At 63.3% G+C, this 17,132-nt stretch carries 5 protein-coding genes; 1 reads left to right on the top strand and 4 read right to left on the bottom strand.

The window, feature by feature from the left end:
- Positions 1-8 precede the first annotated feature (8 nt).
- Positions 9-1,319: an alanine racemase gene (locus tag V2B23_RS00570; protein WP_430948559.1), complete on the top strand. Its 1,311-nt coding sequence runs from the start codon at positions 9-11 to the stop codon at positions 1,317-1,319.
- A gap of 42 nt (positions 1,320-1,361) precedes the next feature.
- On the opposite strand, the gene V2B23_RS00565 is transcribed toward V2B23_RS00570, so the two are convergent.
- The 4 genes from V2B23_RS00565 to V2B23_RS00550 are packed head-to-tail and all read right to left on the bottom strand — an operon-like array spanning position 1,362 to position 16,982.
- Positions 1,362-2,204 (bottom strand): siderophore-interacting protein, encoded by an 843-nt coding sequence (locus tag V2B23_RS00565; protein ID WP_430948558.1) that lies wholly within the window; start codon positions 2,202-2,204, stop codon positions 1,362-1,364.
- Positions 2,201-3,514 carry an enterobactin transporter EntS gene (entS, locus tag V2B23_RS00560; RefSeq protein WP_430948557.1) on the bottom strand — a complete coding sequence of 438 codons (1,314 nt, stop codon included), beginning with the start codon at positions 3,512-3,514 and terminating at the stop codon, positions 2,201-2,203. Before entS ends, V2B23_RS00565 begins: the two co-directional genes overlap by 4 nt.
- Complete coding sequence (locus V2B23_RS00555; RefSeq protein WP_430948556.1) at positions 3,511-4,524, bottom strand: Fe2+-enterobactin ABC transporter substrate-binding protein; 1,014 nt, start codon at positions 4,522-4,524, stop codon at positions 3,511-3,513. The genes entS and V2B23_RS00555 overlap by 4 nt, the downstream gene beginning before the upstream one ends.
- A complete protein-coding gene (locus V2B23_RS00550) occupies positions 4,524-16,982 on the bottom strand; it encodes an amino acid adenylation domain-containing protein (protein ID WP_430948555.1) in 12,459 nt (4,152 codons plus the stop codon). The genes V2B23_RS00555 and V2B23_RS00550 overlap by 1 nt, the downstream gene beginning before the upstream one ends.
- Positions 16,983-17,132: the final 150 nt, after the last annotated feature.

Below are 17,132 nucleotides of genomic sequence, written 5' to 3'. Positions count from 1 at the left end.
TTTCACTCATGAACACGTCACTACCAGTCAAAGGCACTTACGACGGCATGACCGACCACACGAACCCACCGATCGGCTGGCAGCACAAAGCCTTCGGAACCGACCTCCACGGTCTGCACAGTTCCGACCTCGAGGCGTTGGGGATCTCCGCTCTCGACGGCGACCTCCCACTCCCGGTGATGACACTCCATCGTGACGCGGTCTCACATAACGTGGCCGTCATGGCGCAGTTCTGTGCCGACCACGATGTAGACCTGGCGCCTCACGCGAAGACCACGATGAGTCCGGAGTTGGTTCGTCGGCAACTCGACGCAGGCGCGTGGGGAATGACCGCGGCCACTGTCGCGCAGGCCCGCATTCTCCGCGAGTTCGGAGTCGACACCATCGTCATCGCGAGCCAAGTACTCGACCCGGCGGGCATTCGATGGATCTGTGATGTGCAGTCGAGCGATCCCACATTCTTCGTCGCCACCCTGGTCGACTCGATCGAGAGCGTCCAGCTGATGGAGCGGTTGATCGCAAAAGTCTCACCGAGTAGCAGAATCCGAGTACTTGTCGAACTCGGCTACGACAACGGTCGCGCCGGGGCACGCACTCTCGATCAGGCGCTCGACGTTGCCCGCGCAGCGTCACAGGCCCAGTCACTCGTCCTCACCGGAGTCGAGGGGTTCGAGGGCATGATGCCGGGCGCCTCCGTGGCCGCCCGCCGCATCTCCGTCGATTCGTATCTCAGATCCGCGCGAGTATTCACCGAGATCTGCGTCGCAGAGAACCTGTTCGAAAACAACTCGACACAAGCCCCGCTCCCCCTGGTTACCTTCGGCGGCAGCGCATTCCACGATCTGGTCGTCCGCGAGTTGGCCGGCCGTTGGGCAACAGACAACGGTGTGCGCGTCGTACTTCGCAGTGGTTGCTACATCACTCACGATCACGGCCTCTACGCTGATACCTCGCCATGGGCAGATGGTCCGCGAACTTTGCGGGCAGCTGCTGAGGTCTGGGGTGTTGTGCTCTCCCTACCTGAGCCTGGCCATGCGATCCTCGGCTTCGGTCGTCGCGACGTGGGTTCCGACGCGGGCTTTCCCACAGTACTGTGGCGACGCCGAGACGGGTCCAATCAGTCAGCTCGGGAACTGTCCGTCTCTGCACTCAACGATCAGCACGCGTACGTCGATCTGCCGGCAGATTTCGACTTGCGTATCGGTGATCTCCTGGGCTGCGGAATCTCGCACCCGTGCACGACTTTCGACAAATGGTCCCTGATTCCCGAGGTCGATGCGCATTATCGCGTCGTAGGATCGGTCCACACGTTTTTCTGAAAACTCCGAGAAAGGCGTCCCCGCGGGGACGCCTTTTCCAGTTCAGTCTTCGTCGTCCTCGTCGAAATCGGCGACGCCGCGCTTCCAGTAACCCGTGATCAGGTAATCGCCCTTGTCCAACTTCAGGTCGTCGCGAACGAACCTGCGAAGCGGCTTGAGGCTGGTGGCTTCGCCGGAGATCCAGGCGTAGATACGCTCACCTTCGGCAACGGTGACAGTTCGAACTGCTTGCTCGAGCAGATCGGAATGTCCGGCCGGCACGTCACCGCGGTGTAGCCATCTGACCTCGACGCCCTCGGGGACCGTCAACTCGATTTGCTCTGAAGCGTCGGTAATTTCGATGAACGCCCACCCGGATGCAGCTTCCGGCAGCATCTCGAGCCACCGGGCAATCGCCGGCAGCGCGGTGATATCGCCCGCGAGGAGGTACCGGTCGTACGTCCACGGCACGATGACGCCACCAGGCGGTCCCGCCACATGAATCCGAGTTCCCGGCGTCACGGCCTGGGCCCAATCGGAAGCGAAGCCACCCTCGTGAAGGGCGAAGTCGATGTCCAGTTCTGCCAGGTCCGCGTCGTATCGACGGACGGTGTATTCGCGTGAGATTGGAAGCGGCCTAGGCCATTTCAGCATGGTTCCATCACGCTCGGGCAGTCGAAGTGTTCCGTCCTCGTTCGGGTAAACCAAACGCACATGTTCATCCGGAGCATGCGACTCGAACCCTTCGAGTTCGGGTCCACCCAACGTCAATCGCAACAACCCGGATCCGACCATGGTGCTGCGAACAACTTCGAGTTCGCGAATGCCGATGGGGTACGGCACTTTTGCGCCGCTGGTTCCCGCCAGCACGTCGGCGATGGCCGCGAGGTGGTCTCCTCGATTCATGAACTACCTTTCTTTTCCCGTGCCGCAGAGGCGACGGGCACCGCAGTGCCGGGGCGAGTGCCTGGGCGATCGAGCACGATTACCTCCGAAGTTACCCGCCGCACCGAACCCAGTGTTGCGAGGAGTATCAGTCCCAACGTCAGGCCTGCAATCCCCAGGGCCAGCAGAGCAGTACCCGGTTCGAGCCACTGCCCGAGGAATCCCGCTGCCATGGACCCGATCGCCGTACCGGTGACGGCCTGCACCATCCACAGACTCGACACACGTCCACGCAATTCGTCCGGCGTGTTCTGCTGCAGGACGGCGAAGCGCAAGATGTCGTTCAGGGCCCGTCCGAGCCCGAATCCGGCAAGACCGAGGAAGGCCAGGAATGCAGCCCCCGAAGCCCCGAGAATCACCAAACCGAGCGGCATGAGCGCAACCGATATCAACATGGCCGCACCGCTGCGGTGAACGCGCCCAGTCCATCCGCTGGTCAGCGAACCGATCACCGCGCCCACTGCCGGCGCCGCATACAGCAGACCCAGCATCGTGGGGCCACCGCCGAGTACGTCGTCGACAAAGGCCGGAAGCAGGACCATCGGACCACTGACAAACATGACCAGCAATCCGCTGATCAGGATCCCGCGGATCACGGTATGGGTACCAGCGAACTTCACTCCCGTCACGAGAGAGCGGACGGGGCTTTCGTGGTTGGTGCCGGGTGCCGGCGCCGGTCCGACAGCCTGGAAGAGAGTAACCGTGCCCGCCGTGGCCGCGGCAGCCACGAAGTACGTCACGGGAATACCGCCGGAAGCGATGATCACGCCGGCAATCGCCGGTGAGATCATCGTCCCGACATCGGTGGTCAACGCCACCAGTGCGCCGGCTGCCGCCATCTTCTCGCGAGGCAGCAACGCCGGCATCAAAGCCATCAGGGCGGAGCTACTGACGCCGCCGGCCAAGCCGTCGATCGCCGCTGCGACATAGATGACCCACATGGACGGATGCGGAAGCAGAGCGTTGCACCCGAGGATCACAAATCCGAGACCCGCAGCGCTGCGGGCAAGTTGGATAGTGCGTCGCCGATCGTATCGATCAGCGAGCACCCCACCGAACAGGCTGCCGACGAACATGGCGATGGCCATCGCCGTGGACACTCCGGCAACCTGCAAGGTCGACTTGGTGAGCTGGTACGTCTGCGCGGGAACGGCTACGACAAGTAGTCCGATCCCGAGCAGTGAGATCATTCGCGCGGAGAACGCGTACCGGAAGGGACGGCTGGTCCGCAATGGTGATACGTCGATGACCAGCCCACCGAGTCGGGTCATCCGAAGGTCTGACCGATCAGGTCGAGAGTCGCCATTGCGCCGTCGTAGTCAGGACGGTAGCTGGTCGCGGGAAGCTCGAACGTCGTTCCGGCCTTGAAGGAAGGAAGCTGCGAGTACAGCGGATCGGTGGCAAGCTCTGCCATCGGGCGTCCGGATACCGGAATGACAAATGCGACAGGGGCGTCGGCAACCTGCGAGAGCATTTCCGGGCTGACCTCGAACGAGTCACCCGAGCCGAAGAGCTGTGGGTTTCCGGCCTTTGTCATGACGTCGTCGGCCTTGAATCCGAGTTCTGCAAGCATCGCGGGCAGAGCGGCAGTCGGCGGCACGAGGTACGGCTTGTTGTTCGCGAGCGAGAGGATGTAGACAACGTTGCCCTCGGGAACGGTGATCTTGCCCTTTACCTCTTTGACCTTGGCATCGTAGGCATCCATCAGAGCCGGAACCTGGTCGGAGCGTCCGGCTGCGTCAGCGACGATCTCGAGCTGCTTGTCCCATGCGGCAACGGTGCGCGGCACGAGGACGGTCGGCGCGATTGCTGTGAGCTGGTCGTAGAGCTCCTCAGCCTGCACCGAGGTGACACCCTGTCCACCACCGATGATCAGGTCGGGCTGAGCTGCGGCGACGGCTTCGACGCTGAGCTGCTCACCGGCGGGCAATTCCTTGGTGCCCTGGGCCTTTGCATCCGCTGCCCAGGCTGGCGGGAAGCCGCCATCGAGGTTCGTCACACCCAAAACGCGTGTGTCGGTTGCGACTACGGGTGCGTCGAGTGCATAGAGGTAGCCGGCGAGGCCACCGCTGAGCACCACGATGCGTTCAGCCGACGCCGGCACGGTGACCGAACCCTTCTCGGTTTCGATCACACGCGTCGTAGGTTCGTCTGCCTTTGCAGGCTCGTCCGAGGACGCGCTGCTGCAACCGATCATCGCAACGAGTGCAACGATCAACAGACCCGCAATCGCGACGAATCGTCGCCAACTCCGAATCGCGAGGGGCGGTGTGGACTTCATCATTCAACTCCCATTGTGTTTCCAACTGTGTGGTTTGTGAGCTGCGACAGATGACTGTCGAGCAGTGGCGCAATTGCCGCCCAACCGGATGGGGTCACCAATCCGGCGTGGTCGAACGGTAGGTGGTGGACAGAAAGCTCTTGGTCGCCCCGGATTGTGCGCCAGCGATCGGCCAGCACTTCCCCGGAGACACCCGCGTCAGCGGTGATCAGAGTAACCGACCCGGCGTAATTCGCGTCTACCGAACCCGACGCCAGTGAACGAGTGGCATCGAATCCGGTTCGCACCAACTCGACCAGCACGGGTGCCTGCGCGAGGAGCTCCGGAGGGAGTGCCGCTGCCAGGTCCTCTTCGGTGCCGCGGTCTTCGCGGTTCTCATCTGACCCGCCTGCGAGCGGATGGGTGTCGATCAGGCCGGTGAATCCTACCGCGTGTCCCGCCTCCGCCAACTGCGCAGCCATCGCGTGAACGACGTTGCCACCGAACGAATATCCGAGGAGGTGATAGGGACCTTCCGGTTGCACACCGCGAATCGTCTCCACGTACAGCGATGCCAGTTGATCCACGTTCGCAGCCTCGAGGGTTTCGCCGGTGAGCGTCGGCAACTGCAGTCCCAACACCGGACGATCAGCCTCGAGCACCCCGGTCAGCGGAGCATAGGGCCACGCGAATCCGCCGGCCGGGTGAACACAGAACAACGGTTCGGCGGCGCCTTCGGCCCGCAGCGACACCAGGTGATCACGGCTGAGGTCCACATCAAGCGCACCGTCTGCGATATAGGCAGCAAGTTCGGCAACGCTCGGACGTGCCATCAGCGTTCCCACGCCGACGCCGACTCCGAGTTCGTGTTCCACTTCGCCCACTAATCGCATGGCGCGCAACGAGTCTCCACCGAGGTCGAAGAAGCTCTCTTCCGGATCGACGGTGTCGACACCGAGAACACGCGCGAAGACCTGGCACAGTTGCCTTTCGGTCTCGGTGCGAGGTTCGCGCGCTGCAGCCCGGGTCGGCGGCGCGGGCAACGCCGCTCGATCCAGCTTTCCGTTGGGTGTCAGCGGAATCGACGCCACGGTGACGATATCCGACGGAACCAGGTGCGCCGGTACACGTTCCCGCATAACAGCCCGTAGGTCTGCCGGCGCACAACCGGTTTCGGGAATCACATAACCGATCAGCCGTGGAGCTGCACCGTTGTCATGCCGAACTGTCGCCGCGGCGCGAAGCACGCCGGGGCACGCCACCAGTGCAGATTCCACCTCTCCCAGTTCGATCCGGATTCCTCGGATCTTCACCTGATGGTCTGCGCGTCCGAGGTATTCGAGTTCCCCGTCGCGCCGCCGACGCACCACGTCACCGGTCCGGTACATGCGCCCGCCGACGCTGAACGGGTCGGCGACAAATACCGACGACGTCAGAGCGGTCCGATCGAGGTAGCCCATCGCTGTTCCGTCACCGGACATGTACAACTCCCCTGCCGCCCCGATCGGGACTTCGCGCAGGCCTGAATCAAGCACCCGCGCCGACGCATTGAGGATCGGCCGCCCCAAGCACGGAGTGTCACTTGCACGAACCGGCGAGCCCATCGCATTGATCGTGAACTCGGTGGGGCCGTACAGGTCGTAGCCGTCGACGCCGTCCTGATCACGCAACCGCGACCACAATTCCGCGGGAACCGCTTCGCCGCCGAGCATGACCAGCGCCGGAGTGTGTTCACCGTCGAGAAGTCCGGCCGCCATCAATTCCCGTGCATACGAGGGCGTCACGTTCACGACATCGATGCCGACGGACTGGTAGTGCTTGACCAACGACACCGGATCCAGCCGCGCTTGCTCGTCGATCACATGAACCTCATGACCGGCGAGGAGCCAGAACAGTTCTTCCCACGACATGTCGAAGGAGAAGGACACCGTGTGTGCGATGCGCAATCGTCGCCCGGCAGCACTGTTTTCGGTCGGCGTGAAGATTTCGGCCTTGTGGTTGTGGTACATCGTGGTCAGTCCGCGGTGGCCCACCACAACGCCCTTGGGTTTTCCGGTGCTGCCCGACGTGTAGATCACGTAGGCAGGCTGATCCGCCGATGTCGGACCGCCTACAGCTGCATCGGCAACTGTGGGCGTCTCGGCGCGGCCGTCAAGAATGTCAACGATGTTCGGCAGATCGATGACGATGCTTGTCCGGCTATCAGCCGCGATGAGATCGTGTTGATCGGTAGTGGTGATGACCACGGCAGCATTGCTGTCTTCGATCAACTCCCGCAACCTGGCGGCGGGATGCGCGAGATCCAACGGGAGGTACGCAGCTCCGGTTCGCATGACGGCAAAGATCGCCACCACGTGATCCGCTGTCCGCGGAAGAGCAAGCGCAACAACGCTGGACGGCCCCGCGCCGGACGCTGCAAGTATTCGTGCCAGCCGATCAACTCGCGTGTTCATCTGCGCGGCGCTCAATGTGACGCCGCCGAATACGAGTGCTGTGTCGTCGGGTGTTGCCAATGCTCGTTCTCGCAACAACGCGTCGACGCTACCGCCTGGCTCACCGGGCAGGGGCATCGTGACGCGCTGCGACACGAACTCGTCAGGCGTCTGTGCGCGCGGAACTGCCGTGTCGGCCACGGTCGCCGCCTCGGAACGTGCCATCAGTTCGAGGATCGCTTCGGTACGAGCCAGGACGTCGTGCGCCACATCGCCGGGAACCAGATCCGGCCGGTTCTCGAGAACAAGTGCCATCGACGCGTCACCCACACCGGGATCGACATCGAGTGTGAGCGCGTAGTGGGTGCCGTCCACCGCGTCGAATCCTACGATTCCGCTGCGCCCGAACGTGTCCTGGCGTGCCTGTTCGTCGCGAGGGGTATTGCGGAAAACGTAGAGCGTGTCGAACAGTGCGGCAAATCCGGCCGCGCGCTGAACGTCGCCGAGACCCACATGGTGATGTTCGAGTAGTGAACCCTGCTCGCGGAACAACCGTCCGAGCAGATCGGAGATCCGCTCCCAGGGGCGAACATTCATGCGCACCGGAATGGTGTTGAGCGCAAGACCCACCATGCGGTCCGCGCCGTCCACCTCAGGTGTGCGCCCCGACACCGTCGAACCGAAGACGACGTCGTCGCGACCGGTCACTGCTCGCAGAGCCAGTCCCCACGCCGCCGAGACAACCGTAGACAGGGTCACACCTGACCTGCGAGCAAGTTCCCGTACGCCGTTACTGATGCTCTGTTCCAACACAACTCGGGTGAATACCGGAAGCGGCGCGCTACCGCCGGAACCGGTCCCGCCAACAAGCGTCGGCTGTTCGAGGTCTGCCAGATAGCTCTTCCACGACGATAGAGCCTGCGGGCGATCCGCCTCGGCGATCCAGCGCAGGTGATCACGGAAATCCGCCGGGGTTTCCAGCGCCGAGTCCAGGTTGACCGGATCTGTGCCGTTCGAACGAGCAGACTCGTACAGCGCAAACAGTTCCGCGTACATCAGCGTCTGCGACCAACCGTCGGTCAGCAGGTGATGCTGGGTGAAGACGAGATGCGCGCCGCCGCCCGGCAACCACGCCAGAACCATTCGGATCAGCGGTGGAGCGCTCAGGTCGAAGACAGTGGCGAACTCTGCTTCGTCGAGTGCCTGTACTGCACCCTCGATCTCGCTCGCCGGAGTATTGCTCAGGTCAACTTCCCGGAACGGCATGCAGGCCGCCAGCGGAACAAACTGAACCGGAGCGTCGAACCCGGCGTGAGTGAAGCCGGCACGCAGGTTGGGGTAGCGGCGTAGAAGAGCATCACCCGCCGCGCGCAGCGCAGACACGTCCACATCGGCTTCCGCCGAGAACTCGAATTTCGGCTGCATGTGATAGACGTCAGTGCCGCCGGCGCCGTCGAGTACCGACTGGAAGTACATACCTTCCTGCAACGGGCCGAGAGGCATTACATCCCGCCAACCCGGGCTGAGGATGTCGAGCCGTGCCCGACGATCGGCGTCGACGGTCACCAACGGGCGGCGCAACCGATCGGGCGCCGTTTCGGGAAGAGCCTTGCGGTCGACCTTTCCGTTGAGTGTCAGCGGAAGCGCGTCCAACACCGTAAGCGTCTGCGGCACCATGTGTTCGGGAAGCAGCAGCGCAATTTCCTTGCGAACCAGAGCCGAATCGAGCCCGGTACCGACTTCGGCTACAACATATCCGTGCAGAGTGGCGATGCCCGCCGCATCCATTCGGACGGTGGCCGCCGCGCGGGACACGCCACTGACAGCGCAGAGCGCGCCCTCGACCTCACCGAGTTCGATACGGAATCCGCGGACCTTCACCTGATCGTCTGCGCGCCGCAGGAATTGCAGCACACCGTTCCTGCGTCGAACCAGATCGCCGGTGCGGTACAGGCGTGCGCCCGGCACGCTCGGATCCGCCACAAATCTGGCGACCGTCAGGTCCGGGCGGTTCAGGTATCCGCGAACAACCTGCGAACCGCCCAGATACAGCTCGCCTGCAACACCTTCCGGAACGTTCCGCAGATCGTCGTCGAGCACCCGAACGTGGACGTCGGTCCACGGCCGCCCGATCGTGACCCGATCATCGTGTTCGAGTACCGCCGACGTCGCCCACACTGTCGCTTCCGTGGGGCCGTACACGTTGCGCACCGATGGGCAGAAGGTCACCAGGTCATCGGCTAGATCCTGCGGTAATGCTTCTCCTCCCACCAACGCTCGAACCTGTCGAAGGTGGTGCGCATTCTCGTGTTCCGTGACAACTCGCCACAGCGACGGAGTTGCCTGCATGACGGTGGCACGGCTTTGCGCGATCAACTCCAGCAGGGCATCCGGATCACGGACCGTCCCCCGATCGGCGAGCACGACGGTGGCACCGGCAGCCAGCGGGCACAACAGTTCCAGCGCGGCGATGTCGAAGGACACCGTGGTCACAGCAACAATGCGATCACCCGGCCTGATCCAATGATCGCCGATCACAGTCTCGGCAAACGCCGCGAGATTGGCGGTGCTGACCATCACTCCCTTGGGTCGACCTGTCGAACCCGAGGTGTGAATGACGTAGGCAAGGTGCTCACCGGCCGGTCGCGGTTCCGCAAGAACGACATCTGCACTCGTCAATGCTTCGTCCACGAGCACTACCGCAGGCGCAGTCGACGGAAGTTGCCCTGCCACATCCGAACTCGTCACAACACACACAGGTGCGGCATCTTCGATCATGAACTCGAGCCGTTCGGCCGGATAATCGACATCGAGTGGCAGGTACACCGCACCGATGCGCAGAACAGCCAGCAGTCCTGCCACCAGATCAACGGAACGGTCCAGAGCAACGGCAACCACCTGCTCCGGCCCGGCACCGGCCGCAACAAGTTCACGCGCCAATTCGTCGACCCGGCGGGACAATTGGAGGTAGGTGAGCGTTGACTTGCCGGAGACCAGCGCGATGCCGTCTGGTGCCGTGGCGACGTTCCGCTCGAACAGGATCGATATTCCTGCGGGAGCCTCGAGCCGCCGTGGCGGGTCGTTGTGCGGATGAACCACTGGCGGAAGCAATTCGGCAACGGGAAGATCCCCGCGTCGGGCCCCGCGCTCGAGTACCGAGATCACGGTGTCGAGTAGAGCGTCGGCGGTGGATCCGTCGTACACCTCAGCGTTGACGGTCAGGTGAACCTCGGAACCAGCGCGGCTGAATTCGAGATCGACGGCGGTATCGTCGGTATGTCCCACACGAGCGGCGCACAGACTTGCCCGAGAGCGATCCAGGAGGTTCGCGAGTCGATCGAGACTCACGTCGGAATGCGAACGGGCGCCCGACATGGCATTCTCGACCTGGTCCACGACCTGGGTAAAGGTCGGACGGCCGCTCAGGTCGACCCGAATGATCGACTCCGCTTCGGGCTCGACCAATCCGACGGCAATGTCGCGGCCCGCGCCGAAGGTACTCAGCGTGGTGGCAACAGCAGCCAGCAACACCGAATCCCGGTAGACGGTTTCGCCCAACTGCCGAATGTACGTGTGGGCACGGTACGCCGGTGACGGAGTTCGGTCGTAGGGAAGATCCAGGTCGAGCGGCAGACCGCTGAGCACCTGAACCCAATACTGTTCGTCGTCAGGATTTCCCGGCTCTGCCCGGCCGCGGCGCACCTCGCTCTGATCCCCGACAACGTCCTCGGCCGTTGCCACCGCGGAGTCCAACTCGAGCGCAACGAACTTCGTGTTGTCAATCCTTGCAACGCCGGCCAGCCCCAACGGGGTCGGTGTATCGAACACATCCGAAACCGATACGCGCAAGCCCAGCTTGCGCAGGCTTCCCACCAGACGCATAGCGGTCAGCGAATGACCGCCGAGGGCAAAGAAGTTGTCAGCCGGGTTCACTGTGGGAAGATCCAACACCGTTGCAGCGCAATGGCACACCATATCCACGATGACAGGGTCTGCGCCACCCGTAGCCGCCGCGTCCGACGTGATCGGCGTCGGTGAAGATCTGCGCACCGACACGCGCTTCACGACGTCGAGAAGGTGCCCCGCGGGCAACGACGGCGAGTGAACAACACTGCCCAGAATCTCGCCCAATCGCGTCACCACCCGCGCAGCGGTGTCTTCGGGAATGGCAACAGGGTCGTGATAGAGCACAAGATCGAGACCGAGGCTCGGCGGTGCCATCAGCGTCATCGGGTAGTGCGTGACACCACGGTTCGTGAAGCTACTGACGCGCAGCTCGTGCGAGCTGGGCTGGCCGGCTCCGGAATTCGGGAAATTCTCGAAAACGAGAAGTGTGTCGAACAGTTGCCCGATTCCCGCGATTCGCTCGATCTCTGCCAGACTGGCGTGCTCGACGTCCTGTATATCGAATTGTGCGTTCTGTAGACCGGCAAACTGGTCGAGAAGGGGCACGTCGGCAGCAATGTCGAGCCGCGCCGGGATGGTGTTGCTGAACAATCCGACCATTGCTTCCACACCGGAAAGGTCGGCGGGACGACCGGAAACCGTCGCTCCGAAAACAACGTCCCACTGCCCGGTCAACTCGGCAAGAACTGCAGCCCAGGCGCCTTGGACCAGGGTGTTGACAGTCAAACCGCGGGCGCGTCCGAGTTCGATCAGCGCTGCGGCGTCCGTGTCCGACAGCGGAACCGGCACCTGCACCGGCACGCCTCGTTCCGACTGTCCGTCGGCAACGAGTGTCGGGGAGGTCAGCCCACGTAGACGCTCGCTCCACGCTGCCCGCTGCGCATCCTCGTCGCGGTCGGCGATCCACGCCAGGTAGTCGCGGTACGGAGTCGGCGCCGGCAGACCGGCGTCACCGTCGTGGTAGACGTTCATCAATTCGCGCAGGACGATGGGCGTGGACCAGCCGTCGGTGAGCAGGTGATGCGCATTGAGGATCAGCCGATGAACATCACCGGGGAGACGAATCAGTAGGGCGCGCAACAACGGTGGCATTCCGACATCGAAGATGTGCTCGGCAGCTTCGTCCTCCAAGCGCTGCGCCGAACGCAGTGCTGCCGCCTTCGGTACCGTCGTCAAATCGACAGATCGCCAGGCGACCTTGGCCGAACGCGGAATTGCCTGCACCGGGCGATCGAACTGTTCGTAGTGGAACGCTGCGCGCAGGTTCGGATGCCGGTCGATGACCGTCTCGAATGCGTCAGCCAGTCGCGCGTCATCCAAGGGTCCGGTGAGATCAAATCGAGCGGTGAGGGTGTAAACATCTGCAACGCCGTCTCGAACAGCGTGGAACAGCAACCCTTCCTGCAACGGGGACAACGGAAGAAGATCGGCGAGCGGGCCGTGAATCGACTCCAGTTCGTTGATGCCGTCCTGATCGACCCAATCAGCCGAGCAGTCGGAGGGGGTCAATCCGCCGGCACAGAGTGCCGCATGCGCGGTGAGTGCCGCTAGAGCGTGATCCCAATGTCCGTGCAGTTCATCCACGGTCGCGGCGTCCAGCACGCGGCCCGCTACCGTCCACTCGACAGCCAACTGGGGGTCACCGTCTTCGCGAACAAACGCGTTGAGCGCCAACACTTCCGACATTGCCTTTGTTGCCGGTTCGATAACAGAGAATGCGTCGTGCTCGGGCAGCCTCCACCCGGTTCCCGGCAACGACGGGAAGCGTCCCAGATAGTTGAGCAGAAGTTCAGGCCCAACGGCGTCGGAGAATTCCGGCGCCGCAACAGGATCCAGGTAGCGCAGCACGCCGTAGCCGACACCCCCGCCCGGAACAGCTCGCTTCGACTCCTTGACGCTGCGCAGCAGAGCACCGGCCGCTGTACCGCCACTCAGAGCGTCAATCAGGGCATCGCGGCTCGAAATTGCGTCGGTGGGAACCAAAACCGGGAACTCGCTGGTGAACCAGCCGACTGTTCCGGCGAAGTCGGTGTCGTCGGTCAGCGGGTCACGGCCGTGTCCTTCGACCGTCACTGTCTGCGTATCACCCAGTTCGTGCCCACGACTGTTCTGCCACGAACGCACCGCCAACATCAACGCTGCCAGCAACACCTCGTCTACCCGCGCTCGGTACGCCGCGGGAAGCGCTGTCAGAACTGCTTCGGTCACCGCTGCCGACGCCACGGTTGTGGTGCGGGCCGCGGTGCTCACGGTGTCCGTCGTGGGGTCGAGTCGACGAGCGCCGATCGGAGCATTGCCCGCGCTGCCCGTTCCCGTGATTCCGGCTGCCGTCTTCCAGTAGTCGAGTTCGGATCGCAGTGTGCCCGAAGCCCCGAACTCCGCGAGCACACCCGCGTGCCGACGCCACGAACTACCCGAGACACCGAGCTTGGCGGATCGGTGTTCGCGCGCAGCATCGGTTGCCTCGTGCAGATCGGGAAGCAGAATCCGCCAGGAAACACCGTCGACGATCAAGTGGTGCGCAATGACGATCAACTGATCCGGTTGACCGGTTGAGGTTCGCAGCAACACGACCCGCAGGAGATTGCCTGCGCGCGGATCGAGTTGCGCCGCAGCTTCTTCAGCGGTGCGCTGGATCAGTTGAGCGTCGACACTTCCCGCGATCTCGCTCACGATCCCCTCTGCGCGCACCGTACCTGAATCGCGAACGATCAATTCGGTAGTGCCGCCGCCGGTTCCGCGTCGTAGCAAAAGACGCAGAGCATCATGGCGATCGAGGATCGTCTGGACCCCTGATCGGATGTCGTCGAACGCGACCACCTCGTCGATACGCACAGCGGTCCACTGTGCGTAACCGGATATGGACTCGTCGGTGGGGTTCTTGTCGGTCAGTGCGCGCACTATCGGTGGTGCGATGACCGCGCCGGTCGCAACGTCGACTACAGTAGCTGCGCGGTTGTCGTCTTCGGCCACCTCGCGGGCCGCGGCTGCGATGGTCCCCAAATCGCGCTGCGCCAGAAGTTCTTTCGGAGCAATGATCACTCCGCGGACACGTAGCCGACTACTGACGCTGATTGCGGTGATGCTGTCACCACCGAGGCCGAAGAAGTCCTCGTCGACACCAACTCGGTCCCGTCCCAGAACTTCCGCCACCACAGCGCAGAGAATCTGCTCGCGCGGCGTGGATGCGGCACGACCTGCTGATTCCACAACCGGCGCGGGTAGCGCGGCTCGATCGAGTTTCCCGTTGACGGTCACAGGAAGTTCGGGCAGGACAACAACAACCGAAGGCACCAGGTGATCCGGTACCTTCGTCGCAAGATCACGGCGTAGTTCGTCCTGCTGCGGCAAAGTCGCACCGGCCACTGCCACGACGTAGCCGACCAAACTCGGGCGTCCGCCGTCGGTGCGAATGACGGCGGCGGCAGCGCCGACGCCGGGTGCGGTACCCAGAATCGCTTCGACCTCATTGAGTTCGATGCGATGACCGCGGATCTTGACCTGCTTGTCACCGCGGCCGATGAATTCGTATCCGCGGCCAGGCACCCAGCGAGCCAGGTCGCCGGCGCGGTACATGCGTTCACCGGGAGCGCCGAAGGGGTCGGCAACAAATCGTTCCGCTGTCGCAGCTTCCCGCCCGAGATATCCCCTGGCCAACTGTGGACCAGCCAGATAGAGCTCTCCGCGCTCTCCGTCGGCAACCGGCTTCAACGCGCTGTCGAGGAGATACGCGCGGGTTCCCGCGAGCGGGTAGCCAATTCGGGGTTCGGCGCCGTGCACGGCAGTAGCAATCGCGTCGACGGTCGCTTCCGTTGGCCCGTACAGGTTTTGGGCCGGCACGTTCGCAGCGATGATCGCATCCCAGAGCGCAGGCGGCGCGGCCTCACCGCCGACAACCAGCAACGCCAGTGGATGAGCGCCCGTGAGCAATCCACTGTCGACCAGTGCCGTAGCCATCGACGGGGTGGTGTCGACGACGTCGATCCGATCGCGCGCGAACGCGGAAACCAGTGCGTCTGCGTCCTTCTGAAGCTCCTCGTCGTACACATGCACTCGATGCCCACACAGCAGCCACAGCAACTGGTCGAGGGATGCATCGAAGGCAAACGAGGCCGTATGTGCGGTGTGCAGTTGTCGCCCGCCCACTCGGTTCGCAGCGTCACCGTAGATCGTCGCGCTGTGGTGGTGTAGCAAATGCGCGAGTCCGCCGCTACGCACCAGAACACCTTTGGGTGTGCCCGTCGATCCGGACGTATAGATGACGTAAGCGAGGTGGTCCGCGTGACGCGGGGCGGCCAATTCACTCGCGGCGAGAGGCAGATCGGAGTAACGCGTGAGTTCCTCGAGTAGCGCCTCGGACTCCACTACCACCGGATCCGGCCGGGAATCCCCCGAAAGTTGCTCCGCCAGAGCACCTGTGGAGAGCACGACCTTTGGCTGAGCATCGTCGATCAGAGCCCGCAGACGCTCGACCGGATGCTCGGGATCCAGCGCGACGTAGCCGGCACCGGCTTCGAGCGTCGCGAGCAGTGCAACAACCATGTCCGTCGTACGCGGCAAAGCGATCCCGATGATGTCGTCGGGTCCGACGCTTCGGGCTCGCAACGCGCGTGCCAGTCGGTAGACGCGTGCGCCCAGCTCGCCGCCGGTCAGACGTTCATCTCCGCACACCAGGACAGTGGCCTCCAACTGTTGGGCGACAACACGATCGAAGACATCTGCAACGTGCTCGATCCGGCCGGCGCTCGGCGCGCTCTCGCGGTCGACCAGAATTCGGTCAGCCTCGGCGGCGGAGAGGAGGTCCACCTGCCCGACGGCCGGGTCGTTCTCCCCGACCATCGCGTCGATGATGCTGACAAATCCCGCGAGTCGTCGTTCCACCGATTCACGAGTATTGGTGCGGGCGTCCACCTCGAACCCGAGGAGCACCTCACCGTCTGCAATAGGCGTGACAGTCAAGCCGAGGTCTTCCGGCGGCCCGCCTGCAACGTTGCGCAACACGCCCACAGCGCCGGCGAAGTCCAAAGCGAAGTCGAATGCCTTGAGATTGATACCGATTCCGTGAAGCAACGCGCCGCTGCCTGCTACTGCGAGATCACGGGCCAGGTTCTCACCACGGTAGCGCTGATGAGCACGCATGCTCTTCATCGACGCCGCGACCTGCTTGCTCAGGTCGCCGAGTCGGTCACCGCTGCGGACCGTCAGGCGCAATGGCAGCACATTGACAGCCATCGCGGGAGTCCGGAGCGCCGTGCGCCCGACCCGGGCCATGAGCGGCATCGCGATGACAACATCCGACTCGCCCAGCAGACGATGCAGAAATGCTCCGTAGCAGGCGATGAGTCCTTCGGCCCAAGTCGTCCCGGTCCTGGCCGCCACTGCCTTGAGCTTGGTCAGGGTGTCGGCAGACATCACACTGCGGACAGCAATGGTTCGCTCTGCGGGCCCCGCGACCTGCTTGCCTCGACCGTCCAACGCCGGCAACGGGGTAAGGGCGTCACGCCAGTAGTCGCGGTCTTCGGCAAACTGCTCACCGCCGCGGTACTCCTCGTCCTCGGCAATCAGCTGCTCGATCGAGCCGAATCGTGTTGGTGCTACGTCACTTCCACGCGCGAGCGCTGTGTAATGGTCGGCCACGCGGCGCGAGATCATTGCCGCGCTGTATCCGTCGACAATCAAGTGGTGATAGAGCTGGATGCACCAGACTTCGCGATCGGTGAGCCTGATCAGGGAGTACGTGTACAGCGGGCGTTCCACCATTGCCCGGCAGTATTCCGACGCCCGACCACGTTCGGCGTCGACGAGGGCGTGAGCAACCGCAACCGGGTCACTCTCCGCCCGCAGGTCGACAACCGGGATATCGCCGACGGGGGCGTCGGAAATGATCTGACGAGGACCGTCCGGCGCCTCGATCATTCGCAGCCGCATGGTCTCGGCCTCGCCGATCGTCGCCCTGATGGCATCGGCCAGAAGTGCGGTATCGATCGCGTCGTCGCCGGTAATCTCGAGCACCTCACCGACGAGATAACTCCGCGATTCCGGATCAAGTCTCTGCGCGTTCCAGATTCCGAGCTGAGCTCCTGTCAGTGCAAGCGAATTCTCGCTTGCCTCGATGGAGTTCGAACCTGGAAGAACGCTCACACTGATCCTTTCGCCGTGGACATGCCACGCAAGGGTGGCCTAACCTCATTTTGGGCAGCCTAAACTAAATATGCGGCAAAGTGGAAGACTCACTCAGGGCAATTTCTGCAACCGCCGACAAGCCGATGATTTCCGACAATTACCGCAGGT

The organism is Rhodococcus sp. 24CO (genome assembly GCF_050586165.1).
Classification (GTDB): Bacteria; Actinomycetota; Actinomycetes; order Mycobacteriales; family Mycobacteriaceae; genus Rhodococcus_F.
This window is presented reverse-complemented; position numbering and strand designations above follow the sequence as displayed.